The sequence below is a fragment of the Bradyrhizobium sp. RDI18 genome (genome assembly GCF_043203335.1).
Taxonomy (GTDB): Bacteria; Pseudomonadota; Alphaproteobacteria; order Rhizobiales; family Xanthobacteraceae; genus Bradyrhizobium; species Bradyrhizobium retamae.
In genome coordinates, this window is sequence record NZ_JBICRN010000008.1 from 2683631 (window position 1) to 2706333 (window position 22703).

Sequence of the window (22703 nt, forward strand, 5' to 3'; positions counted from 1 at the left end):
AGCATGCGTTTGCGCACGTTTTCATGGCTTACTCGCGTATACCCGAAAATCCCGGGGCTGTTCCGCTCACATCGAGCCACGCGCTGAACAACGATACCTGCCGTTCGGTTTGGCTCTCGCCAACGATGGATTTGCAGCCGTGCTCGAAAGTCCTCATCTGCGCAGGCCTGAACGTCTACCGAGGCCGGCTGAGTTATAAGGCCGTGGGCGAAAGTCTGGGGCTGCCTTTCTCATGATAGAACAAGCTGCGGCTTGATCCCAGAAGTCTGCCGGAAGTCTTTTCTTTTCCTACCTGACTTGTAAGGCCACTCTTTCGGAGTGGCATTCTTTGCGGATCTATCGCCGTGATCATCATCAGCATCTCGATAAAGCATTCGGTCTTTCAATCTGCGCGGACGATGTTAGAGCGCCTTGGAATGCATTGAGATGCGATATTCGGTATCTAACTCCAGGCCCACGCGATATTCGTGCGCCTTGATTTCCTTGGGAACGCCGACCTTCATTGCAATCTCCTGATCAGAGAGCATTTCGATGTAAACCTGCGATATAGATTTGAATAGCCGCGCAGAAATTCCGCGATTTTGACCCCGGTCATGCAGCATTCCTGACACGCCTGTTATCGGCAGGATGATTGCTGCGGTGACCTTTGCCATCGACCGGCGGCGAATGGGTTTTGAGCGATCGACAAGGAAGCACGCTGCCCGGCAGATGCGCGACTTTGTCGCCAGCCACGCCGAACTGTTCGCCGAGCTCGACAAGCCCAAGCTCACAAATCTGCCGGACCAGGCCTCCTCTTTCGCGCCTGGAAGCAATGTCAGGTCGGCCCCGACTATCGAGATCGACGGACACTGGTATTCCGCGCCGTATCGGCTTATCCGTGAGCTCGTCGATGCGCGCATCGATGACAGGAAGGTCGAGATCTTCCACAACGGCCGCAGGATCGCCAGCCACGCCCGCGCACCCAACCGGCGGGGCCACACCACCATCATCAACCACATGCCCAGCGCCCATCGGCGCTACGGCCAATGGACGCCCGCCAGAGTGATCGCCGCCGGCGAGCGGATCGGTCCGTCGACCGCCGCCTTCTTCCAGGCCGTGATCGCGGCCCGGCCACATCCTGAGCAAGGCTTCGCACCTGCTTCGGCATTCTGTCGCTGGCCAAAAGCTACCCAAAAGCTACAGCGCGCCGAGCGCGTCGACGCGGCCTGCCGGCGCGGCATTCTGATCAAGGCGCGATCCGTCGCCTCGATCCGCTCCATCCTACAGAACGGCCTGGATCGCACCTTTCTCGACGAGCCCTCCGAACACCAACCCCTGCGCCACGGCAACATCCGCGGCCGGGATTATTTCCACTGAAGCCAAGGAGACCTGTATGCTCACCCACCCCACCTAAGAACGCCTGATCGAGCTCGGTTTGGACGGCATGGCCAAGGCCTTCGAGGAGCAGCGACGATCACCTGATCTCGAAGCTTGCCGTTCGAAGATCGCATCGGGGTCGACCGGGAAGCCGCTGAACGCGACACGAGGCGGCTCACCACGCACCTCAAGCTGGCCGCACTCCGCCAGAATGCCTGCGTGGAGGACGTCGATTTGCGCACGCCGCGGGGTATGCGGATTCCAGGAATTGCGACCAGGGATTCCAATTGAACGCGACCATGCGGTCCGATCGAATGCGGCCACCTGTTCCGACGAAGGCGGCCGGGGTGTCGTTGCCGGCATGAGGAGTTGGGTCAGCTTTTTTGGGCGGCGTCAAGATTTGCGTGTTGGGCAGTTATTTTTCGCATGCTGTCTCTTTGAGGATGAGACGTGAGCGTTGTGGACGAGGCGATCGAGGATGGCATCGGCAATGGTCGACGATGACCTCGGGCCAATGCTCGATCGGCACCTGGCTGGTGATGATCGTCGATCCACGCTGGCGGCGATCGTCGATGACTTCGAGGAGATCGCGGCGCTACTCGCCGGTAAGCGGGGCGAGGCCCCAATCGTCCAGGATGAGTAAATCGACCCTCGATAGCGTCTTAAGGAGCCGAGCGTAGCATACGTCGCCGCGGGCAAGGGCCAGAGCTTCGAACAGCCTTGGCAGACGATGATAGAGTACGGAACGATTGTCGCGGCATGTCTTGTGGCCGAGCGCGCAGGCGATCCCGCTCTTGCCGACGCCGGTCGGCCCGGTAATCAGCAAGTCTTGTTTGCGGCTGATCCAATCCCCATCGACGAGCTTGGCAAAGAAGGCGCGATCGATGCTGCGCGGTGCGCGCAGATCGATATCTTCGACGATTGCGGCCTTCAGGCGCGCGAGGAGCCTTTTGTTCTCCCGCTCGGTCGCTTCGCGATCGATCATCAGGCCGAGCCGCTGCTCGAAGTTGAGGGCGGTGACGTCGGGTTGGCGTTGCTGATCGTCGAAGGCGTTAGCCATGCCGGCGAGCTCGAGAGCGACGAGGCGTTCGTGGGTGTGGTTGATAAACATACGTTCTCCTTCTTGCAGGTCAGTGGTAGTAGCCGCGGTCACGGATGTTGCCGTGCAGGATGGGATCGGCATCGGGGGTGGTGTCGGGAAGGAATGCCTTGTCGAGGCCGGTCTTGAGAATCGAGGCGATCGACCGATAGCTGCTGCGCCAATGCTGATCCCGCGGCGGCATGCGGCTTCGAGACGTTGCGTCCCATAGGTCTTCTCCAACCGCAGGATGCCGAGACAGGATCGGAAGCCCTGCTCGGAATGGGGCTTCGTCCGCATGATCGCCTCGCACAGTGCGATCGTGGACGGACCGACTTTCTCGGCGGCGGCCAGCAGACGCGCCGGCGTCCAGAACGCGTATCGGCGATGCGCGCTCGGCATGTGCTCGGGGATCGTGGTATGGCGGCGCTTCACGCCCGAGCGTGCGTGGCGGGCGATGCGGGTACCGCGATGGAACACCTCGATGGTAGCTTCGGTGGCCCGCACCTCGACGACCTGACGGATCATGCGGGATGGCACCGAGTAGAAGTGCCCTTGAACTTCGACATGGTATCCGGCGCCACACGGGCACGACGCCATTCGGCGTACTGATACGGCTCGGCCGGCAGCGGCATCAGGGCAGGACGATCGATGGTGTCGAAGAACTCGCGGCGGCTGGCACTGAGCTTGCGCATCGGGCGGCCATTGAGTTCGCCGAGCAGGATGCGGATCGCAACGTTCAACTCTGCGAGCGAGAAGAAGCGCCGGTTGCGCAGCCGCGCCAAAATCCATCGCTGGACCATAAGAACCGCCGCCTCCACCTTATCGCGCGTCTTGCGGGGCCGCGCCGGCATAATGGTAGTGCCGTAATGGGCGGCGAGATCCTGGTAGGTCCGGTTGACGCCTGGCTCGTAGCGGCTCACCGCCGTCACCTCGGCCTTCAGATTGTCGCAGACGAGCGCACTCCGCCCAGGAAGCTGAGCGCATCCACATGGGCGCCGATCCAGTCCGGCAGCGCCTCGCTGAACCGGGCTTGGGCGAAGGTGTAATTCGACGCTCCCATGACCGCGACGAAGACCTTGGCGGCGCGGTCCCCGGTGAGCCCGTCGAACACACCGGCACGGTATCGCCGGCGAAGTCCACGAACAGCTTTTCGCCGGCCGCGTGGGTCTGCCGCATGGTCGCCGTGATCCCGTGGCGCCATTCGACGTAAAGATCGCAGAACCGGCTGTAGCCGTAGCCGCCGGGATGATGCCGCGATATTCCTCCCACAGCAGCAACATCGTCACGCCGCGGCGGCGCAGCTCGGCATGGATGTGTCCTCACTCCGGAGCCGGCTTCGATCGCGGTGGGTTGTAGCCGGCCGGCGCGAACAGCTTGCGCTCCAGCGCAGTGTCGTCGAGCTCTTCCGGTATCGACCAGGTGACGCCGATCACCGCGGCGCGGCGGACATATTCCGCGATTGCCGTGCGGCCGATCCCGACCGAGCGAGCGATCACCCGATCGCTCACCCCACAGGTATACTTCAGGCGCAGAACTTCTCGAATCTTCCGCATCGGCAATCTCTCGGCGGGCATCAGACCTCCCATTGCGTGGACCGCAAAAGAAGGACCTTGCCCCGTTCAGATTGCCGACAACCCGCCCCGCCTCACCCTATCAACAGGGTGGCCGCTTTGCCTCGGATTCCGCACGTATTGATCGGGCCGTCTTCGCCAAGCTCGTCAGCGGCGACTGGATCGATCGCCACGAAATTGCTGATAACCGAAGCGACCGGATTGGGCAAAAGTTGGTTAGCGTGTGCCCTCGGCCAAAAGGCCTGCTGCGGCAATCGCTCGGTTCTCTACCATCGCGTCCCAAGATTGTTCGAAGCGCTGGCGCTCGCGCGAGGAGATGGACGTTATGCCGTTTGCTTAAAACCCTTGGCTGCGCCCAGCTTCTGATATTGGACGATTGGGGACTGTCGGTGCTCACCGTCACCGAGCGGCGCGATCTCCTGGAAGTCCTCGAGGACCGCCGAATGCACGCGCACCGAGTGACTCGCCAACACCAGCGAGCTCGCCAGCGCAAACACGCCCTCATTGCTGAAAATGACAGCGGTCCGCGCGGTCGCGGCGGCGCCTTTTGTGCTATCACCTGGCGCGGAGAACGCCAGATCATGCAGCCACCTTGCGGCGAGTGGGGCCGGGCCGGAATCAATCGGCAAGATGGCGACTACGAAGACCAAGACGCGCCGCTACTTGTGAACACCGCTGTTCGACACGCGGGCGATCGCTAGCTCGTCATCAGGGTGTGTACGTTTTTCGGCCGCCAACTGGTACCAAGGACCTGCTGGCCGGGACGTGCTGAACGCTCTCCGCGTCCTCGGCAGAACGGCGTTCGGCACTGACCAACTCGGCCGAGATATCTTTTCCCGGGTCACGTTGGTTCGCGCGGCAATCTCAAGTTCGAGACCTTCGGGCGACCCTGGATGGAGGTGGTACCGCTCGCGGCCACCGGCTATTTTCGAGGAATCATCAAGACATCGTCTCGCGCCTGATCGAGGCGAATTGACGATACCATCAAACGTTATCGTGCTCCTCGCAATAGTCAGGCTCTGTACCTTCGAGAGGACGGGAATCATCGTCATCGCTCTGTCCTTCGGGACGTCATCGCCTGCACCGACATCCTGCCTGAAAGCTGATGCAGCGGATCAGTGCATCTTGAAGTTTCGAGCTCGCGCACGGCCGGTGAGGCACCCACCGCGCCAAAAGACCAGCCTTCAGCGAACGGGGCAGCGCTTTGCTGGGGTTTTCCATCGAGCGCGTTCTTGCCGGTAGGACCCTAGCGCTCGGATCCGAGTCGTATCACATCGGCGCCGTCGAGCATGACAGAGCCGCCGGTGATCCTTCTATTACATGGCAGAGTGTGGTGCTAAAGAAGGACCTCAAGCGGAAAAACGCAACGAAAATTACTTGGCGTTGGTTCTGGGTTTTGCGGCGGCGTCATTGCTTGCCATGGGGTTACGCGGCTTTAGGAGAGCTCATACAGATGACGACTAGTGTCCCCACGGCATCCAGTTGATCCGCCAACTGTCCACGGGTAGTTTGGCCAACATTGCCGGACTGAACTGCCCGGCAAGAACACGAGCAGGCTCAGCACGAAAGGTGCCCCCGATGAAAAGCGCAAGGAAGTGGCTCAACAGGTCCTGCTGAGCGGCGAGACGAACGCCTGGCGGGCCGTCTCGTACTCGCTCTTCGAACGTACTTTATGCTTTTCCCGCACCCTGCAGAAATAGCTGCCCCATAGCGGTCGGCTGGACACCGACGACGCCCTTCTTAGTCACGGTTAGGTGGTCGGAGAAATAGCCGTAGAGCATCGGCGTTTCTTGAAGCAGTAGACGCTGGATTTTGCCTGCAACCGCCCGCTGCCCCTCGAGATCGAGCGCGGCGACGTAGCTCTTGGCAAGCGCGTCATATTCGCTGTTCTTGAACTGCGAGGCGTTCCAGGGACCGTCGCTCTTCAGGTTCCCTGAAAGGTAGATGTTCGGCACTCCGCGGTGACCGAAATCGCCGATGCCTATCACTGAGTCGCGCCAGGGAGACGTGCCGAGTTTCTCATCGCCGTAAAAGGAGGTCCGATCTATGATGTTGAGCTTGAGGTCGACGCCAATCTCCTTCACCCAGCTCTGGATGAGCTGCGCATAGGCTGGAATTTCGAGATATTGCGAGGTCGTAAGCGTCAGCTGCAAGCCCTTCTCCAGTCCCGCCGCCTGCATCAACTCTTTGGCCTTGCGGATGTCCTGCTTGCGCTGCGCCACAGCCGGGTCGGCCGAGGGATAGGCTGGGGCGAACGGGCTGTCGTTGCCGATCGCGGCGCGCCCCTTCATCAGGCCCGTCACGAGCTTCTCGCGATCGAGACACAGCGCCACCGCCTGACGGACTCGCGGATCTTTGAACGGGTCCATGTCGCAGCGCATGTGGACTGGCTGATGTGCGGCTGATTTTAGACTAATGACCTCGACAGTTGGATCGTTCAGCAGCGCCACACCTGCAAATGCGGGAAGCTTGTTGATGATGTCTATCTGCCCTGCTTGCATCGCGAGGATTTGCGGCCGGACATCCGCGAAGAAGGTAAATTCTATCCTCTCCGGTAACACCTTCGGTCCCCAGTAATCATCATTGCGCACAAAGCTCGCGCCGACGTTCCGGATGTACTTGTCGATCTTGAACGGGCCAGTGCCGTCCCAGGTCTTCTCGAAATCGCCGGCATAGCTCGCCGGCAGAATGATGACGTTGAAGTTGCCGGAGGACACCAAATAGGGGAAGTTGCCGTTCGGAGCGTCGAGATGGAACTCCACCGTGTAGTCGTCCACCTTTCGGGTACCGCCCTTCTGCAGGACGCCCTTGAAGAACGTGAGCGCATTCCCGGGATTTTTCGGATCGGCCAAGCGGTCGATTGTGGCGACCACATCATCAGCCTTCATCTCGCCGCCAGAATGGAACTTGGCCCCCTTACGCAGGGTGAACGTCCAGACGCTGCCGTCCTGATTAGGCTTCCAGCTTGTCGCAAGGCAGGGCCTAAGCACGAGGTCCGGCCCGTCGATACAGAGGAACTCCCCGACCTGCTGGAGCAACACCATCGAGAGGAAGGGTCCCCGTGTTGGGTCGATCTCGCTCGTCGGCGTATTGCATGCGACGCGGATCGTGGCGCCCGGTTGGACGGCGGCCCTGACCACCGACGGTGCTGCTCCGAAGCCAGCGGCCAGTGTAACTCGCGCAAGAAAAGGCAGCGACAGGCCAAGCAAGCTGCCGTGCCGCAAGAACTCTCGGCGGCCCACGCGGCCGTCGACGTATCCGTCGATCAGATGGTTCTCGAGCGGTGTGAGAGCGGAACGAATATAGTCGAGCAAGCTAACATTTCGTCTCATGGCGATTCCTCTCGGTTATAGGTAAATCGTTCACTCGCATTCTTACTCATAGATCACGCACGGCATCTGCTTGCCTTGGCACAGCGCCCGCCCCCCCCAAATCCGCTATCCTTCAATTACTCCGCAATCGCGTACGAGGACCGCCGCGGATCCGCGCCGCCCAACAGCTGGCCTTCGGTTCTTCGGATCGCATTGACTCCACCCATGAGACGGGACCAGCTATCGACTCGCCTTACTGCCCAGCCGGCGTTCGTCAGGGCAGAGTCCCAGTTGGACGGACATCTGCTCTCCAGCATCACGTCGCGGCCGGCGTCATGGCGTAGACGGGGCCACTCAATAGCGGACTGTATGTCGAGCCCCTGCTCGAAGTGGCGCCGCATGACTTGGAACAAGGATTGCGGCTGGCCATGGTCCCCCGGCGTAGCTATGGCAAGCTCCACGCCCCTCTTCCCGGTCACCAAAGCCGGGCAGAGTGTATGAAAGGGGCGAAACCCACCACGCAGACCTCGCACTGGATCATCATCAAGGCGCTCGAGCATGGCGCGATTATGCAGGACGAGCCCGTGACTCGGGCAGACGATGCCCGAGCCGAAAGCCTCGAACAACGATTGAACCCAAGACACGGCGCGGCCCGCAGCGTCTACAACGACCAATGTTGACGTGTCGCCACCGCCCGCAACGCTCATGGCAGGCCCTGCATCGAGCGTCAATGTCCGTAATCGATCGGGCGAGAGGAGGTCTGGCGGCAAACGGATTCTTCGTTGGTCGGCACAGTAAGCATCGCGCATCGCAAATGCGGCGGTTTTCCGCCTCAGATAGACGATGGGGTCGATGCACGGATCCGAACTGTCGGACGGCGGCGGAGCTGGCTGAACTTCGGATAGGCCGAGCATCGCGAGCAGCGCTAGGCCTTGAGAATTCGGGGGCGCCACATACACTTGCAACCCTCGCCACGTCGTCGACAGTGCGCGCTGGAATAACGTCGCGTGCGCCGCGAGGTCCTCCGATTCAATCATTACGCCCTGTTCGCGTGCTTCGGCTAGCCATTGGCGGGCAAGATCGCCCGAGTAAAATGATCGCCATCCGTGTTTGGCTAGGACCCGCATCGTCTTGGCAGCGCTGAGCTGCTTCAAACGCTCGCCGAGGCGGCGTCCGCCCGCTGGACCGAATTTGACGGCAAGTGCGGGGAACTCGCTGACGAGAGCCGCGTACTCGGCACCATTGAAGAACTCCACGGCCGAGACGTCGAGCGCAACGCCCTGCTCGGCTAGAGAAATCGCCGGCTCAAGAACTTCCGCCAGAGGCCGACTGCCAAACCGATCGAGTGCCTCACCCCAGGCTGCGACCACGCCGGGGACCGTAACCGGGACAGGACCTCGCTGTGGCATTGCGGTCAGACCGCGGCTGCGCAAGGTAGCCACAGACGTGGCGCGCGGCGTTGCACCGGAGCCATTGATCGCGGTGACATCACCGCCCGGCATCGCGTGAAGGGCGATGGCGTCTCCTCCGAGGCCGTTCATGAAGGGAATTGCGATGGCGAGCGTCGCAGCGGCCGAAATCGCCGCGTCCATCGCGTTCCCGCCATTGCGCAGCATGGCCGCTCCTGCTTCGGACGCTTTGGGATGACCAGCCACAACCATTCCGCGGTCGCCCATCACCACGGGCCGATGCGACCGGAAGGGTTCGCGTTGAATTGTTGCGTTCACAGTCGCTACTCCATAAAACCAGATGCATTCATCAACATACGTATGCGCTCGCGCGCCCTAAGAAACTCTGGGTCGCGCAGAGAAGAGAAACTACGGGGCCGTGGGAGCCCAATTTTGATGGTCTCCTGGATGCTTCCTGGCCGCGGCGTCATTACCACGACCCGATCAGCCAGCATGACGGACTCGGTGATGCTGTGCGTGATCAGAAGGACGGTCTTTCCAGTCTCCATCCAGATCCGCTGGAGCTCGCGATTCATCTGCTCCCGGGTCAGTGCGTCGAGAGCACCGAACGGCTCGTCCATCAGGAGCAACGACGGATTCGTCACTAGAGCTCGGCATAGTGCCACCCGCTGTTGCATACCACCGGATAACTCGTAGGGCCTACTCAGTTCGAAACCTTGGAGGCCGACCAGGGCGAGCAACTCCTCAATTAGTTTTGGCTCTTTGCCAGATCGTTGAATGTCTAGGGGTAGCTGAACATTCTGCTGTACGGTCCGCCATGGGAGAAGGACGGGAGTCTGAAATACGATTCCAATACCCGGAGAAGGCTCAGCTACCACTTTGCCGCCGATCAGAACTTGTCCACTTGTCGGCGCCATTAAGCCACCAACGAGACGCAACAGTGTAGATTTTCCACATCCCGAGCTGCCGACGATGGCGACGAACTCGCCGGCGCTTACCTCGATATCGACGTCCCGCAAGGCCTCAACTTTGCCCTTGCCGGCGCCGAATGCTTTCGAGACACGGCGTACTGTGATCGACTGAGCCATAGCACGCTCAGATCTTGACCAAATCGTTTGTATAGAGCTTGCTCAGCTCAACCGCCCTCGAAAGTCCTCCATATTTTAGCAGCAGTTCCTGTGTCTCGCGCCAATCCTGATCGGCCATGAAGCCAAGCGGCGTGCCCTTCGTATTGCGTGTACCGAGAGACGGAAACGTCAGGTCGAGTTGTCGGCGTACAACATTTCTGTAGCGCGCCTGTTGTGGCACCCGCTTGATGAGGAGGTCGATGGCTTTATCGGGGTCCTCTTTGGAAGCCATGAACGCATCCAGCGAGATGCGAACGAACGCCTTGGCAGCATCGCGATTCTGCCGAACCCAATTGGCGTTCGCCACGATTCCATTGTTCATCATTTCGACGCCGAATTCGCTGAATAGGAAGTGGTTGAGCTTGGCGTCCTGGTCCTCGAGTTGCGCGATTTGGACATTCACGTTGGCCGGGATGGCGTCGGCCCGCCTCCGCAGAAACAACGCATTCTTTGCGCCTGTTGCTGGATCGAGCACGTTAATCTTGCCAGCATCGACATTGGATCGTTGCAACAATGCAGGAAGCATCTGGCCAGTGCTCTCGGTAGGTGCATACGCAACGACCTTGCCTTCGAGCTCCTTGGGCGTGCGGATGGGCGCGTCCGCGTGACTAATGACGCACATGACGTTCGAAATCACCCGCCCAATCGCAACCAGCGGAATGCCCTGTTCGACAGCCCTAATGGTGCTGGTGAAATCGAGAAAGCCGACCGGGTCATTGCCCTGCCCTACGATTTTGGCGACGGTGGCCGAGCCCTGGCCCTCGCCGATGCTAACGTCCAACCCAGCCTTCTCGTACATCTTCTCTTGTAGCGCCAAATAGAATGGCGCATGCGAGCCGTAGATCGCCCAATCGAGCCTGAAACTGATCGGCCTAGATGCCTTCGCTCGCCTGACGAATGGCCCCGATAGAGCGAACGTCCCCGCTCCAAATGCGACAGTCCGCCTTGAGATGTTCTTCATTGTGCCCGCTCTTGTGTCGATGCGTTAGGAAGATCACGCCGCCATGTTCTGCAGACGTATCGTGCTGTGCCAGGTATGATTAGTTGCTCGACAAATTCGACCAAGTAGTACAGCACTACACCAATAATCAGCAGCATCACCAACACGGAGAACAACAGTCTCGTATCTAGGTTGGCATTGGCCTGCAGTAACAGATAGCCAAGTCCCGAATTGGCTCCTACCCATTCGGCGATCACTGCGCCGACCACGGAAAAATCGATCGAAACCTTCATGCCGGCGAAAATATTCGGCAGGGCCGTCGGGAGTCGAAAGTGGAAGAACATCTGGAGGGTGTTGGCGCGAACAGAATTCGCGAGCTCAATCATCTCGCGCTCAGTGCTCCGGAGGCCTACGATGGTAGAGATCAGAACAGGAAAAAAAGCGACCAGGAACTCAATCACGAATTTCGGCCCGAGCCCTAGGCCGAACCACACCACGATGAGTGGCGCCAAAGCGACCTTGGGAAACGTCTGGCTAAGGATCAGCCACGGCATCACCGCGCGTTCAAGTGTCCGCGATGCGACCAAAACGATCGCGAGCGGCACACCGATGGCAATAGATAGCAGAAATCCGCCAAGGGTGATGTAGATGGTGATCCAGCTGTGATGAAGCAGAAACCAAAAATCTTCTCTCATGCGCTGGATAACGTTACCGGGCAAAGGCAGGAGATAAGGTGGGACGCGTAAGATCTTCACTGCGGCGTACCAATCCCGTAACGCGACGAGCGTACTGACGGGATAGAGGAAAGATATGATCCGGCTAAGCATCAGAGCAGACCCGAAAAAGGCGTCCGCGCGCACGCATTATGAACGAGAGACACCAAATGGGTGAAATCAAACACTGGCAGGCCAGTTTCTGCCTGGACCGCTGCCGCATAGGGCGGCAGCAACGAACATTCCAGGAGGAGAGCTCCTGTATCGGAAGCCTCGTCAATCAGTCGCTTGGCGACCGTAACCACTTCGTTGCTGATGCGAACAAAGTTTAAGGTCGTCTTGTCGTCCCAAGCCGTTGCGGCAAACTCCGGACATCCATCCATCCCTACAACGTGGATTCTCGTGGGATCAATAGCCGCTGCACGAAAATGGCGTGCAGATAGGCTTGCTGCATCGGCGGTAATCACGCCGACGCGACGTCCTTTTCTCAGGGTAGCCGCGACGAAGGGCACCAACATGAGTGATGACGAGAATACCGGAATACTGACCGCCTCGAGCAAATGCTGCTGAAACAGAATGGCAAAGCCGCACGACGTCGTAATGGCCTGGCAGCCCTGATCCTCGAGGTAACGAGCACCGTCAATCCAAGGCTCTATCGCCTTTCGGAACTCGTTGCTTTCGGGATCGAGGGCAGCAAGATCGCGTACGGTTCGGTTGCCCGAACATCCCTTTACGACGTGGTGCATCACCGGGAATGGGAAAGATGACGCATTTCCGATCGCACCGGGTGGACGCGGAAATCGGCCTTCGATCATCAGGATCCCAATCCGATGACCATATACGTTATGCCCTCCTTTAAGCAAACCACGTTCCATTAGGAGCCCCTCAGCTTTTGGACAGGACTTCGCGGGGAAAATCGGCAAAGACATCGGCGCCTCGCCCCGTCACCGCAAACGTCTCTGAAATCACCACACCGAAGTCCTCGGTCCAGATCGCCGGAATGCAGTGGAACGTCATGTTTGGCTCCAGTTCAGTCCGATCGCCAGCGCGGATACTGGCGGTAAGCTCGCCCCAAGTTGGGGGGTATCCAATTCCGACCGGGTAGCCAATTCGGCTTTCCTTCTCAACGCCGTATCGTGAGATTACCGCCTTCCACGCGGCAGCCAGCTCTTCACACACCACACCGGGCCGGACGTTCTCGAGCACGGCATTCAGTCCCTCGGCGATCACCTTGGCGGTGAAAGCCATTCGCTCGGTGGGCTTGCCAAGGTAGATGCACCGGGAAAGAGGCGAGTGATACCGATGCCTTACGCCGCCGAGCTCGATGTAGAATAGATCGTTTCTGACCAGTGGCGCATCAGTCCACGACAAGTGCGGCGCCGTACAATATTCACCCACCATGGCATTGGGTGGCTTGCACGGAAACGTTCCACCGAACTCAGGCAGTCCCGCCGTCGTGACACGGTAGACTTCGGCCATAACGTCGCACTGGCGGACTCCGGGTCGCGCTGCGTCAAATGCGGCCTGCTGAGCTGCAGCAGCAATGCGGCCCGCTTGACGCATGTACTCGAGCTCGCGTTCGGATTTTGTCATCCGGCAGCGATTGACCAGCAAGAACGCGTCGACGAATTCGGCATTCGGAAGATTCTTTTAAGGATCGCGTCCCACTTGGCTGTGTAATAGTAGTCGTCAGTTTCGACACCGATCCTGCCGCGATCCCAGCTGCGACGCTGGAGCTCCTCGCTGACGAACTGCAATGGATGAAGTTCGGATGAGCCGACGTACTTATCCGGATAGGGAACGACGTTCTTCGTAGCGAGAAAAGCGGTAAACTTTGCCCCGACGGCATCCATGCCGCGGCCGATCCAAATCGGCTCTTCTTGGCGCTGACTAACCACCACCATCTGGGGGTGTAGAACGACCACCCGTCGTAACCGGTAAGCCAGAATTGGTTTGCCGGCGAAGCCACCAACAGAAGATCGATGCCGCGCTGCGTCATCGCTTTCTTCACCCGAGCGACGCGTGCCAAATATTCCGACCTCTCGAACAGCAGCATGTCAGTCCTTCCCGCTCCTTGAACTTCGTCTCCAGAGTTGCGCGTCCGAAACATTCTGTCTAATGAATAGTTCTACGGACTAGATAACCGGTCGATAATGAGGCGTCTCAACCTAAGACTGCTGGAAGTGTTCAGGGCTGTATTCGAGACGCGTAGCGTAACGGCTGCCTCGATAAAGCTCGGAGTCACCCAGCCTGCAGTTAGCAAAGCTTTGGTTGAGCTAGAGCAGGATGTCGGGCTGGTATTATTCGGGCGCGAGCGGCGCCGGCTTGTTCCGACAGAAGACGCGACCCGCCTCTACGAGGAAGCGACACGCCTTTTCACGCACGTGACGGCCTTCGAAGATCGGGTTGAGGACTTCCGTTGCGGAGAAGCCGGGCAAGTTTCGATCGCGGTGATTCCGACGTTGGCGACATCTGTCGTCGTTCAAGCGGCCGTGGCTCTGCAACTAAGAGCACCGCATGTGAAACTGAGGGTGGTCACGGGGTCCCGTGCTGAGGTCATCAAGGCGGCGGCCCATCATCAGGTGGATCTTGGGCTTTTGCACGGGCCCGTAGAGGATCGCGACCTGGACGTTGAGATAATCGGCGAAAGCGAGATCGTCGCAGCAGTTCATCGCGGCCATGTCTTCGAGACATATGATTTTGTCACCCCACGCGATCTCGATGGTCACCCCCTGATCGTTACGTATGTCGGCGCGCCGGCTAGTTATTTAATTCGGGAGTGCTTCGAAGCGGCCGGTATCAAGATGCAAGTGGTAATGGAGGCAAATAGCTCGGCTGTGGCGTTCGCGGCTGCTGCTTCTGGGCGCTGTATCGCCCTGATCGATCCCTGGCCCAGCTGGGTCGTCCGTGATGAACGACGCGTACTTGTTAGGTTTCGACCGACCGTGCCCCAACGTGTTGCGCTGCTGAATTCCAGCTTTCGGCCGCCATCACGTCTGGCCCGGCAATTTGCCGAGCAACTAAGGCAAGAGATGAACAAGGCTGCGGCCTCAAGTTACTTTGTAAGAGGAACGATCAATAGCACCTAGCTAGGAGCCTGTCTGAGTAGTGACTGGTCAAGAGGGAGCGAGTCTGATTCCTTGCGCAGCCATGAGCAAGGAATTTCGCCCCTGGAAGATCGACGAGGCCCAGCTTCTGCCGCCGAGCGTGCAGGATTATGTGCCGAGGGACCACGTTTCGCGGCTGATCGTGTCGCTGGTCAGGGAAAGCCTTGATCTATCGGCGATCATAGGCAGCTACCGAAGCGGGCTGGGGCAGCCGCCGTTCGATCCTCGGATGCTGACGGCGCTGCTTCTGCACGGCTACGCGAGCGGTATCTACTCGTCGCGGCGGATCGCCAGGGCGGCGGTGGAGCGGGCGGATTTCATGATGATCGTGGCGGGCGATGCGCCGGATTTCCGCACGATCTCAGAGTTCCGGCGGCGGCACCTGAAGGCGCTGGCCGACCTGTTCGTGCAGGTGTTGAAGCTGGCCGAGAAGGCCGGGTTGGTGAAGCTCGGGCACGTTGCGCTCGACGGCACCAAGATCAAGGCGAACGCGTCCAAGCACAAGGCGATGAGCTATGATCGCATGAAGAAGCGGGAAGCGGAGCTTGCAGCGGAGGTCGACCGCTGGCTCAAGGCGGCGGAGGCCGCCGATGCGCAGGAGGATAAGCTCTACGGCGACAAGCGCGGCGACGAGATGCCCGATTGGGTGGCCGACAAGCAGAAGCGGCTTGAGAAGATCCGCGAGGCCAAGGCCGCGCTGGAGGCCGAAGCCAAGGCCGCAGCCGAGGCGGAGCGCAAGGCGCGGGCCGAAGCCGAGGAGCGCCGCATCGCCGAAGGGGGCAAAAAGAACGGCAAGACGTCCGCGCCGCCGAACACGGAGCCCGACGGCAAGGCGCAACGCAATTTCACCGACCCGGAAAGCCGCATCCTGAAGACCAAGGACGGTTACATCCAGGGCTACAACGCCCAGGCCGCGGTCGATGGTGCCCATCAGATCATCGTGGCGCAGACGCTGACCAGTTCCTCCAGCGATCAGGCGCAACTGGCGCCGTTGCTCGACGGGATCAGGGCCAATCTGGGGACCAATCCCGACGAAGTATCGGCCGACGCCGGCTACTGCTCCGACGCCAATCTTCGCACGATCAAACGGCGGCGCATCGAGGGCTACATCGCCACCGGAAGGCAGAAGCACGGCACCAAATCCGCCACCGCGAAAAAGGCTTCAAGACCCGGCTCGCTGATCGCCAGGATGAGCACCAAGCTCAAGCGCGCCGGCTACCGAAGTCGCTACCGCTTGCGCAAGCAGATCGTCGAAGCCGTCTTCGGACAGATCAAACAGGCAAGAGGGTTCAGGCAATTCCTGCTGCGCGGCATCGAAAAGGTCAGCGCAGAATGGGCGCTCATCTGCACCGCTCACAACCTCGTCAAGCTCGCAAGGGCCGCCTGAGCCGCCATTATCAAGATAAAACTGCCTTCCCAAAGCTAACTGGACAGGCTCCTAGGATCTTTCTTATGACCAGGTGACGCAGTGATCTCGACGGGGGCTGCGCATTCTGCATGTCATGTAGATGCCCGTTGTGAGCCCTGGCCTCCAACACGCGGACGATGCCGTTGCCCACCGGGGAACCCCGAGATCTGAACAGTCGGATCCAGTGGCGAGCAGCGCTAGTACTATTTCTCGGCTGCTGGATCTGCGGTCCTTGATTTATCTGACAGATGCCAGAATTCGCGTCCCATCAAAACCGCTGCGGCGAGCGTGGCAATCAGACCTGGCGAAACCGTGGCTAGAACAGCCGACAAATTTTCGGGATAAATGCCAATCCGAGCGACGTCATCGAACTGCAAGATACCAAAAACAACAAGCGACAAGACGACAAGATTTCCGATTGGAAGCGCGAGTGATTTCAGATGTGCTCGTGAGACATAACCGCACTCGAAATACCCCAACCAATCACTACGGGAACACCCTTGCGAGTAGTCGATACGAATCGCACAAAAGTACAGCATCGCGAATGCAGGCGATGTCAGGGCGACTGCAGGTCAACACCAGGCGACCCGCAACCGTTGCAGTAAGCTCTTCATTGGCTTTGATAAAAGCAAAGCCATTCTGGGAGACGTGGATGAGGAAGTCCCGCCGATTACGAAACGACCGGATAAGCATTACTCAATAGTCGACATGATCACCGGAGTAGTGCAGATCTTGCACTGCCGCTCTCGTGTCCTCCATCATCCGACGCTAGAGCGCTCATTGAGCCGGTAATTGATTGATCAGATCCCTCCTGCTCGAATACTTGGTCGACGGTGAGTCCAAGGTCTGGCTTCCTCCAGATCGCGTGCGATGCGGACCAAGGTGGCTTCGTCGCCAAAGCGGCCGACGATCTGAAGACCGATTGGCAGCCCGCTGTGACTTTGTGCCAAAGGTAGCGAAACCGATGGATGTCCCGTTACGTTGAATATCCCAAGATACGCATATAGTGCCTCATTCGCTTCCATGAACTCCTTGACGGAGAGGGTTGGGTTCGTTGTACAAGTACCTGTGCCATGCGGTAGCGCCACGGTTGGCATCGTGGGTGTCAGCAGAATGTTAAACGGGTGGATCGCCTCCCCGACACGGAACCGCAAAGCCCGAAGGGCCTCCAATAAGTCCACGAAGTGCGATAGTTGTGAGTTTTGATTATGTTCGTAGAGCTTGAGATTCACCGGCTCCAAAGTGTCGTCGTTGATTGCACGGCCCATAGTCCGTGCCGCGCCTACAAGTGAAGCTCCGCTGAGGCTGGACCTTCCTTGCATTATTATCGTGCGCAGCCTCTTGCGCTCCGCAGGCTCACAAGGCGGGTCAATTTCCGTCACGATGTGCCCCATTTCTTCAAGAAGTGCAGCCGCCGAGTCGACAGCGTTCAGTACTTCGGGCTCAACATCGATCTCGCCCCATTTGGTCCTGGCAACGCCCACTCTCAGCCGCCCCGTGGGCTGCGAAAGTTCATCTACATAGCTACGGTTTGGCTGGACGATGATAAAAGGATCGCCGGGATAGGAACCGGAAAACACGTCAAGCGCGGCGGCCATGTCGCGCACGGTCCGACTTAGAACAAACTCGCGCGGTATGCCAAACGAAGCGTCCTGGTTGTTTGGACCGCCGGAAATGCGGCCCCGGGATGGGTTCAGTCCGACAACGCCGCACCAGGCGGCTGGGACGCGAATTGACCCGCCGCCATCGTTGCCATGCGCAATAGGAGTAATGCCGGCGGCCACGGCCGCCGCGGATCCCCCGGAGGAGCCACCGGCGGAGCGCTCGACATTCCATGGATTGCGAGTGATTCCGTTGAGAATGGATTCTGTGAATCCGGATGTGCCAAGCTCTGATGTTGTTGTTCTTCCGAGAGTGCGGAGGCCGGCGTCCCGCGCACGATGAAAAAAATAGCTATCGGTCTTAGGGCGATGGCCTTTGAACAGACGGCTTCCTTGTTCTTGGAGGCGGCCCGCTTCGGTGCACCCGACATCTTTGCGAAGGAAAGGTACGCCATGGAAGGGCCCTCCGTCCGCGCCCGCAACAGTCTCGGCGTCTTCGTAGAACTCGATGACGGCATTGATGCGAGGATTGATTTCGTCGTGTGCCTCGCGGGCCCGCCGCGTCAACTCAAGCGGGGTCACTTCGCCCTTTTTCACGAGAGAGGCCAAACCGGTTGCATCGTGAACGACATATTCGCTCAATTTCATCTTATTACTTCCTTGCTTGGTGAGCTGATTCAGATCGATGGCTCGCATGATTTGGAAAGAAAGCGCTCTAGGAATGTCTGATGGAAGCAGCCGCCCGGCACGTCGATGCGACGCACAATGAACGTTGGCTCCTCCTTGCGAATCGTAACCACAATCCCGTGCAGAGAGGTTATCCGTGTTCGATTACCCGTGAGATAGCTAATATTGGCCGCGCTGGTTGCGACAAGCGCATTGATATCGCGCCGTGTCATTTCTGATTTCACTGCGGAAAGTCTGCGCAGGTACTCTGCTTTCGGGACGGCGTGCAATCCTTTGCTGATTGCCATTGTCATGGCTACATCGGGTAGTTTAAGTTGATTTATCGAACGTCTCAGTCATCATGGTTGTCAAATTTCGGCTGAGCTGCCGGCCACTGCATGCTCCGTACGAAGGCAAGCGTGGCATGCGCCCTGACCAGTCCCGGTGAAATTGCCTACGGCCACTCCTGTGCCCGCAGCGTTGCCCACCCTATTGGATTCCAAAACCGAATTTCGCTAATGTGAACGCTCGTGTAGATGAAATGCTGCGCCGATCGCAGAAATGGGAAGCTTGTGTGCCTTGCGCGCGTCCTCCGTTGGTCGAGGCAAGACGGTTGTGCCGTTTGGTCGGGTCAAAATAGTTGATCACCCGTGATCGGCAGGTAACCGTTGGCGCCTAAGCCACACTAAACGAGCTGTTGATAGCGCGGAGAGCTTTCGATCTGGAACTCGCTTCTATGCCAAGGCGCTTGCGGAGTGGCTCGCAACGGGTCCCAAGCCGCTGAAGTGACTTGGGCGAGACCGCTTCAGCCCGGGGGGACCGCAACCGATCTTCTGAGCCGCTCACGATGTGTAGTGCTTGCAGCGCCCCGCTGCTCGCGCATCCGCTTCTCGCGGCCAGCTTGTTCTCGCGAGCCAAGAACACCCTTCCTTACAGCGGCGAACGGCACGCGAAGGAAGCCGTTCGCGTCGCCTCGAATCGGGTCGGCCGCTCGATGACCAAGTCATCGATCGCAATCAGCATGTTGATCTCGCCGGGGCCACAAGCGAGGCGTGATACCGGCGGCGTACACCGGGAAGGCCTCCCGCGCTGATCAGAGCCGTGGCCAATCGCACCGTCCACGACGATGTCACTAGGCTCGAAGAGGTATAGTACCTTCTGAGTCAGCCAGGCACGTGTTCACCGTGATGATCGGGTCGTTCATCTGCGCGCCCTGTCATGCGCCACATGCAGTCGATGACGTTGGCGACGGGCTTGTAGGCGAATGCCGCGAAGTAACGCTCCGCCACCTTTGCGCTCGCGATTCTTTGATCTGCAAACCAATCATTGCCGATTGACTTTCAGTGAGGAATGAGGAATTCGGGACGCAGTTGTCGAGCGCGGTGATGCCCAGCATGGCCATTTTGCGCGAAACCTCCAGTTCGAGCAGCTCGGTGCACTTGAGCACGCCGGCCTCGCCTGCGACGGCCGCCGCGAAGCTGAAAGGCCGGCCGACGAACACGAATTTCGCGCCGAGGGCCAACGCCTTCAGCACGTCGCTGCCCCGTCGAATGCCGCTGTCGAGCATCACCGGCACGCCCGGACAGGCTTCCACGACCCGCGGCAGCACGCGCAAAGGCGCTGCCGCGCCGTCGAGCTGCCGGCCGCCGTGGTTGGAGACGATCACGCCTTCGGCGCCCGCACTCACTGCCGTCTTTGCGTCGCAGGCCTGGAGCACGCCCTTGATCACGAGCTGGCCCGGCCATAGGCGGCGGATCATCTCGAAATGCTTCCAGTTCAGGGTCCCGCAGCACGTTGCGCGACAGGATGGGCGCGCCGCGCGTAGCGTAGTTGTTCTCGAAATGCGGCATGCGACGCCTCGCCAGCGTGCGCAGGAAAGTGCCAAACAGCCAGCGGGATGCGAGACGCCCTGCCACTCAAGCCTGGCCGATGGCCGGAACGTCGTTATAGTCACAAAAATCCAAAAACTCTCGGATGCCACGCAGGCAGCAGAAGCGTGCGCGTAAGACGCGGAGCTATTCGCATCGTCCCTTGTGCAACCTGCGGGCGTGGCGATTAACCGGCCCGCATGCATGCTCGTCCTCAAAGGGTGCAAATGCAGCTCCACGTCGTGGCCTCGCCGCAGCAGCCTTCGATCCGGGCGTGCTTCACGGCGGTGCGGAAAGTACGCATCCTATTAGCAGCGATCCAAGCCGCTTATGGCGACAAGCAAACCAGGCAGAGCCCTCACTACTGCGTAGTGCAGGATTGGGTCGCCGGTACCGCCGGGGTACTGCGTTGCGGCTGAAACGCTTGGATGTACTTGCCTTGCTCGATCACCGCGCGGCCTACGTCTCACGAGGGTAGACTAGAGGTGTGCGAGGCGCGCCCCAACTTACCGGCCAGTGAACCTCGGCTTGCGCTTTTCCATAAACGCACGCCGGCCTTCACTGTAGTCTTCGCTCGCGAAGCAGCGTGCCACTACCTCGCGGCAAAGCCGCTTGTCGCGCTCCGGTTCGTCTTTCACCGCCTGCGCAACCAAGGTCTTGACCGATGCCGCCGTCAGCGGCGCGTTATTTGTGATCCTCGCTGCATAGTCGCGTACGTACGACTCGAGCTCCTCGATGGCGACGACGCGATTCACTAACCCCATGGCGGCCGCCTCGTCAGCGCTGAACTGCCGCGCCGTGTAGAAGATTTCACGCGTGAAGGAAGGGCCCACCACGTCGACCAACCGGCGCACGCCTTCGAAGGCATAGCCTAGTCCCAATTTCGCCGCGGGCACCGCAAAGCTTGCCCCCTCCCCCGCGATGCGTAAATCGCATGACAGCGCCACCGACACGCCGCCGCCCAAGCAATAGCCACGAATCATCGCGATCGTCGGCTTGTTCACGTTCGTGAGCGCTTCGGTGGCGCGATGCGCCACCTCGTCGTAGCCGCGTACCGTCTCCTCGCTCGAGCGGTTCTGCTCGAACTCCGAGATGTCGGCGCCCGATACAAAGGCCTTCTCGCCAGCACCTTTCAGCACGATCAATCGGACCTCTCCGTCCGCAGCAAACGCGGTGACGGCTTCGTACAACCCATTCCACATCGAGAGCGACACCGCATTGTGGCGCGCCGCATTGTTGAACGTAATCCAGCCGATGGCGCCTTCCTTCTGCGCGATCATCTTTTCGGTCGCGAGTTTCATGCGGTCACCATGCTTTCGTGCACCACACTGCGCTCGATCAGTGAAGCAATGTCGGAATCGGTATAGCCTGCCTGTTGCAGCACCTCGCGCGTGTGCTGGCCGTGAAGTGGCGCAGGCTTGCGGATCTTTGTGAGCTGGCCATTAGACTTTAGCGGCAGCCCTAGCGTCTTCATGGAACCGATTCTCGGATGGTCGATGTCGTAGACCATCTGCCGGTGCAGCACTTGCGGGTCGGCGAGTGTCTGGTTGTAGGTGTAGACCGGCCCGCCTGGCACCCCGGCCGCATCGAGCTTCTCAACCCAGTACGCTGTCGTCTGCGTGGTGAAGATCGATTCGATCAGTTTCTGTAGGGCCTCCACGTTCTTCACGCGCAGCGGGTTGCTCGCGAAGAGCTTGTCGTCAAGCCATTGCGGTTGCCCGACCACCTGCTCGCAGAAAACCTTCCACAGCTTATCCCCGCTCGCGCCGACCGTCACGTACCCGTCCTTCGAGCGGAACGCCTGGTAGGGCGCGGATCGGCGATGTCGCGTGCCGGTAGCTTTGGGCGTCTCGCCGCTTCCGAAGTAGGCGCCGAATTCCCAGATGCTCCATGCTAGGCCCGCTTCGAGCAGCGAGGTTTCGAGGTATTGCCCAGTGCGGTAACGCAGCTTGGAGATGAACGCACCGAGGATGCCGTAGAGGGCGGTCACGCCGCAGGCGATGTCGTTCATCGCGATGCCGACCTTGGCCGGTCGCCCGCCAGGGTAGCCGGTCATCATCATGATCCCGGACATGCCCTGCGCGATGATGTCGAATCCGCCCTTTTTACCACATGGGCCGGTCTGCCCGAAGCCCGAGATCGACGCATAAATGATCTCCGGCTTGAGCTTGCGGATGCTCTCATAGTCGATGCCGAGCCTCTTCACGACGCCGGGGCGGAAACTCTCGATCACGATGTCGCTTTGGGCCGCGATACGCGTGAGGATGTCCCGACCTTCGGGCGCCTTCATGTCGACAGAGATGCTCTTTTTGTTGCGATTGAGCACTGCGAAGCAGTACGATTCCCCATTGACATGCGGCTCAAAGGTGCGCGTGCTGTCGCCTTCTGGGCTTTCCACCTTGATGACCTCGGCGCCGAGGTCGCCTAGGACCATCGCGCAATAGGGGCCGGCCATGATGTTTGTGAGGTCGAGGACGCGCATACCGTCCAGTGGCAAAGGCATTTCCGTTTTCCTTCTTCAGCTCACGAGCGTGATGTGCGGAAC

Annotated in this window: 17 protein-coding genes and 7 pseudogenes; 6 read left to right on the plus strand and 18 right to left on the minus strand. The window is 59.6% G+C overall.

From position 1 onward, the window contains the following. Positions 1-50 precede the first annotated feature (50 nt). Positions 51-256 (plus strand): annotated as a pseudogene (locus ACFXS9_RS22065) (alanine dehydrogenase); the annotation flags it as partial. Between the two features lie 145 nt (positions 257-401). Here the strand turns inward: ACFXS9_RS22065 and ACFXS9_RS22070 are convergent. Continuing rightward, the gene (locus tag ACFXS9_RS22070) at positions 402-653 is read right to left on the minus strand and encodes a hypothetical protein (RefSeq protein ID WP_392692020.1); all 252 of its coding nucleotides are present in this window, start codon (positions 651-653) and stop codon (positions 402-404) included. Between the two features lie 46 nt (positions 654-699). Here ACFXS9_RS22070 and ACFXS9_RS22075 point away from each other — a divergent pair. Beyond that, a pseudogene (locus ACFXS9_RS22075) lies at positions 700-1356 on the plus strand (IS21 family transposase); the annotation flags it as partial. A 67-nt stretch (positions 1357-1423) separates the two neighbouring features. Next, positions 1424-1611 (plus strand): annotated as a pseudogene (locus ACFXS9_RS22080) (ATP-binding protein); the annotation flags it as partial. A 138-nt stretch (positions 1612-1749) separates the two neighbouring features. Here ACFXS9_RS22080 and istB read toward each other — a convergent pair. Together istB and istA are read right to left on the minus strand one after the other, a co-directional pair. Next, positions 1750-2467: pseudogene (gene istB / locus ACFXS9_RS22085) on the minus strand (IS21-like element helper ATPase IstB). 19 nt (positions 2468-2486) lie between these two features. Then, positions 2487-4011: pseudogene (gene istA, locus ACFXS9_RS22090) on the minus strand (IS21 family transposase). A 116-nt stretch (positions 4012-4127) separates the two neighbouring features. On the opposite strand from istA, the pseudogene ACFXS9_RS22095 reads away from it, so the two are divergent. Continuing rightward, positions 4128-4448 (plus strand): annotated as a pseudogene (locus tag ACFXS9_RS22095) (ATP-binding protein); the annotation flags it as partial. A 1230-nt stretch (positions 4449-5678) separates the two neighbouring features. Here the strand turns inward: ACFXS9_RS22095 and ACFXS9_RS22100 are convergent. The 9 genes and pseudogenes from ACFXS9_RS22100 to ACFXS9_RS22140 all read right to left on the minus strand — a co-directional run. Then, positions 5679-7340 carry an ABC transporter substrate-binding protein gene (locus ACFXS9_RS22100; RefSeq protein ID WP_392692022.1) on the minus strand — a complete coding sequence of 554 codons (1662 nt, stop codon included), beginning with the start codon at positions 7338-7340 and terminating at the stop codon, positions 5679-5681. Positions 7341-7456: 116 nt separating this feature from the next. After that, complete coding sequence (locus ACFXS9_RS22105; RefSeq protein WP_392692024.1) at positions 7457-8935, minus strand: gamma-glutamyltransferase; 1479 nt, start codon at positions 8933-8935, stop codon at positions 7457-7459. Positions 8936-9051: 116 nt separating this feature from the next. Beyond that, complete coding sequence (locus ACFXS9_RS22110) at positions 9052-9816, minus strand: ABC transporter ATP-binding protein (RefSeq protein WP_392692027.1); 765 nt, start codon at positions 9814-9816, stop codon at positions 9052-9054. Positions 9817-9823: 7 nt separating this feature from the next. Next, the gene (locus ACFXS9_RS22115) at positions 9824-10816 is read right to left on the minus strand and encodes an ABC transporter substrate-binding protein (RefSeq protein ID WP_392692030.1); all 993 of its coding nucleotides are present in this window, start codon (positions 10814-10816) and stop codon (positions 9824-9826) included. Then, positions 10813-11550 carry an ABC transporter permease gene (locus tag ACFXS9_RS22120; RefSeq protein WP_392692032.1) on the minus strand — a complete coding sequence of 246 codons (738 nt, stop codon included), beginning with the start codon at positions 11548-11550 and terminating at the stop codon, positions 10813-10815. The genes ACFXS9_RS22115 and ACFXS9_RS22120 overlap by 4 nt, the downstream gene beginning before the upstream one ends. Before the next feature lie 71 nt (positions 11551-11621). Then, the gene (locus ACFXS9_RS22125; RefSeq protein WP_392692034.1) at positions 11622-12383 is read right to left on the minus strand and encodes an aspartate/glutamate racemase family protein; all 762 of its coding nucleotides are present in this window, start codon (positions 12381-12383) and stop codon (positions 11622-11624) included. A 10-nt stretch (positions 12384-12393) separates the two neighbouring features. After that, positions 12394-13122, minus strand: coding sequence for a M24 family metallopeptidase (locus ACFXS9_RS22130; RefSeq protein ID WP_392692037.1), 729 nt, complete (start codon positions 13120-13122; stop codon positions 12394-12396). Beyond that, a complete protein-coding gene (locus ACFXS9_RS22135; protein ID WP_392700346.1) occupies positions 13098-13412 on the minus strand; it encodes a hypothetical protein in 315 nt (104 codons plus the stop codon). The genes ACFXS9_RS22130 and ACFXS9_RS22135 overlap by 25 nt, the downstream gene beginning before the upstream one ends. A 56-nt stretch (positions 13413-13468) precedes the next feature. Further along, a pseudogene (locus tag ACFXS9_RS22140) lies at positions 13469-13618 on the minus strand (hypothetical protein); the annotation flags it as partial. 43 nt (positions 13619-13661) lie between these two features. Here ACFXS9_RS22140 and ACFXS9_RS22145 point away from each other — a divergent pair. Further along, positions 13662-14597: a LysR family transcriptional regulator gene (locus ACFXS9_RS22145; protein WP_392692040.1), complete on the plus strand. Its 936-nt coding sequence runs from the start codon at positions 13662-13664 to the stop codon at positions 14595-14597. Positions 14598-14658: 61 nt separating this feature from the next. Next, on the plus strand, positions 14659-16002 hold the full coding sequence (locus ACFXS9_RS22150; RefSeq protein ID WP_057846620.1) for an IS1182 family transposase: 1344 nt from the start codon (positions 14659-14661) through the stop codon (positions 16000-16002). A 224-nt stretch (positions 16003-16226) separates the two neighbouring features. On the opposite strand, the gene ACFXS9_RS22155 is transcribed toward ACFXS9_RS22150, so the two are convergent. The 6 genes from ACFXS9_RS22155 to ACFXS9_RS22180 all read right to left on the minus strand — a co-directional run bounded on the left by ACFXS9_RS22155 (position 16227) and on the right by ACFXS9_RS22180 (position 22661). Then, entirely contained in the window at positions 16227-16424 is a 198-nt protein-coding gene (locus ACFXS9_RS22155) for a hypothetical protein (protein ID WP_392692043.1), read from the minus strand. Positions 16425-16823: 399 nt separating this feature from the next. Continuing rightward, a complete protein-coding gene (locus tag ACFXS9_RS22160; protein WP_392692045.1) occupies positions 16824-18272 on the minus strand; it encodes an amidase in 1449 nt (482 codons plus the stop codon). 29 nt (positions 18273-18301) lie between these two features. Beyond that, positions 18302-18598 (minus strand): aminopeptidase P family N-terminal domain-containing protein, encoded by a 297-nt coding sequence (locus ACFXS9_RS22165; RefSeq protein WP_392692048.1) that lies wholly within the window; start codon positions 18596-18598, stop codon positions 18302-18304. A gap of 908 nt (positions 18599-19506) precedes the next feature. Further along, entirely contained in the window at positions 19507-20364 is an 858-nt protein-coding gene (locus ACFXS9_RS22170; protein ID WP_392699941.1) for an alpha-hydroxy acid oxidase, read from the minus strand. 300 nt (positions 20365-20664) lie between these two features. Then, positions 20665-21459, minus strand: a complete 795-nt coding sequence (locus tag ACFXS9_RS22175) for an enoyl-CoA hydratase (protein WP_392692051.1) — start codon at positions 21457-21459, stop codon at positions 20665-20667. After that, the gene (locus ACFXS9_RS22180) at positions 21456-22661 is read right to left on the minus strand and encodes a CaiB/BaiF CoA transferase family protein (RefSeq protein ID WP_392692054.1); all 1206 of its coding nucleotides are present in this window, start codon (positions 22659-22661) and stop codon (positions 21456-21458) included. The genes ACFXS9_RS22175 and ACFXS9_RS22180 overlap by 4 nt, the downstream gene beginning before the upstream one ends. Positions 22662-22703: the final 42 nt, after the last annotated feature.

What these genes read in the sequence shown, in the direction of transcription:
- ACFXS9_RS22165 (WP_392692048.1), bottom strand. Translation starts at nt 18,598, where the DNA reads ATGGCAATCAGCAAAGGATTGCACGCCGTCCCGAAAGCAGAGTACCTG.
- ACFXS9_RS22125 (WP_392692034.1), bottom strand. Translation starts at nt 12,383, where the DNA reads ATGGAACGTGGTTTGCTTAAAGGAGGGCATAACGTATATGGTCATCGG.
- ACFXS9_RS22145 (WP_392692040.1), top strand. Translation starts at nt 13,662, where the DNA reads ATGAGGCGTCTCAACCTAAGACTGCTGGAAGTGTTCAGGGCTGTATTC.
- ACFXS9_RS22160 (WP_392692045.1), bottom strand. Translation starts at nt 18,272, where the DNA reads ATGAAATTGAGCGAATATGTCGTTCACGATGCAACCGGTTTGGCCTCT.
- ACFXS9_RS22170 (WP_392699941.1), bottom strand. Translation starts at nt 20,364, where the DNA reads ATGCATGCGGGCCGGTTAATCGCCACGCCCGCAGGTTGCACAAGGGAC.
- ACFXS9_RS22115 (WP_392692030.1), bottom strand. Translation starts at nt 10,816, where the DNA reads ATGAAGAACATCTCAAGGCGGACTGTCGCATTTGGAGCGGGGACGTTC.
- ACFXS9_RS22100 (WP_392692022.1), bottom strand. Translation starts at nt 7,340, where the DNA reads ATGAGACGAAATGTTAGCTTGCTCGACTATATTCGTTCCGCTCTCACA.
- ACFXS9_RS22180 (WP_392692054.1), bottom strand. Translation starts at nt 22,661, where the DNA reads ATGCCTTTGCCACTGGACGGTATGCGCGTCCTCGACCTCACAAACATC.
- ACFXS9_RS22110 (WP_392692027.1), bottom strand. Translation starts at nt 9,816, where the DNA reads ATGGCTCAGTCGATCACAGTACGCCGTGTCTCGAAAGCATTCGGCGCC.
- ACFXS9_RS22135 (WP_392700346.1), bottom strand. Translation starts at nt 13,412, where the DNA reads ATGGTGGTGGTTAGTCAGCGCCAAGAAGAGCCGATTTGGATCGGCCGC.
- ACFXS9_RS22070 (WP_392692020.1), bottom strand. Translation starts at nt 653, where the DNA reads ATGGCAAAGGTCACCGCAGCAATCATCCTGCCGATAACAGGCGTGTCA.
- ACFXS9_RS22150 (WP_057846620.1), top strand. Translation starts at nt 14,659, where the DNA reads ATGAGCAAGGAATTTCGCCCCTGGAAGATCGACGAGGCCCAGCTTCTG.
- ACFXS9_RS22105 (WP_392692024.1), bottom strand. Translation starts at nt 8,935, where the DNA reads ATGCTGCGCAATGGCGGGAACGCGATGGACGCGGCGATTTCGGCCGCT.
- ACFXS9_RS22175 (WP_392692051.1), bottom strand. Translation starts at nt 21,459, where the DNA reads ATGAAACTCGCGACCGAAAAGATGATCGCGCAGAAGGAAGGCGCCATC.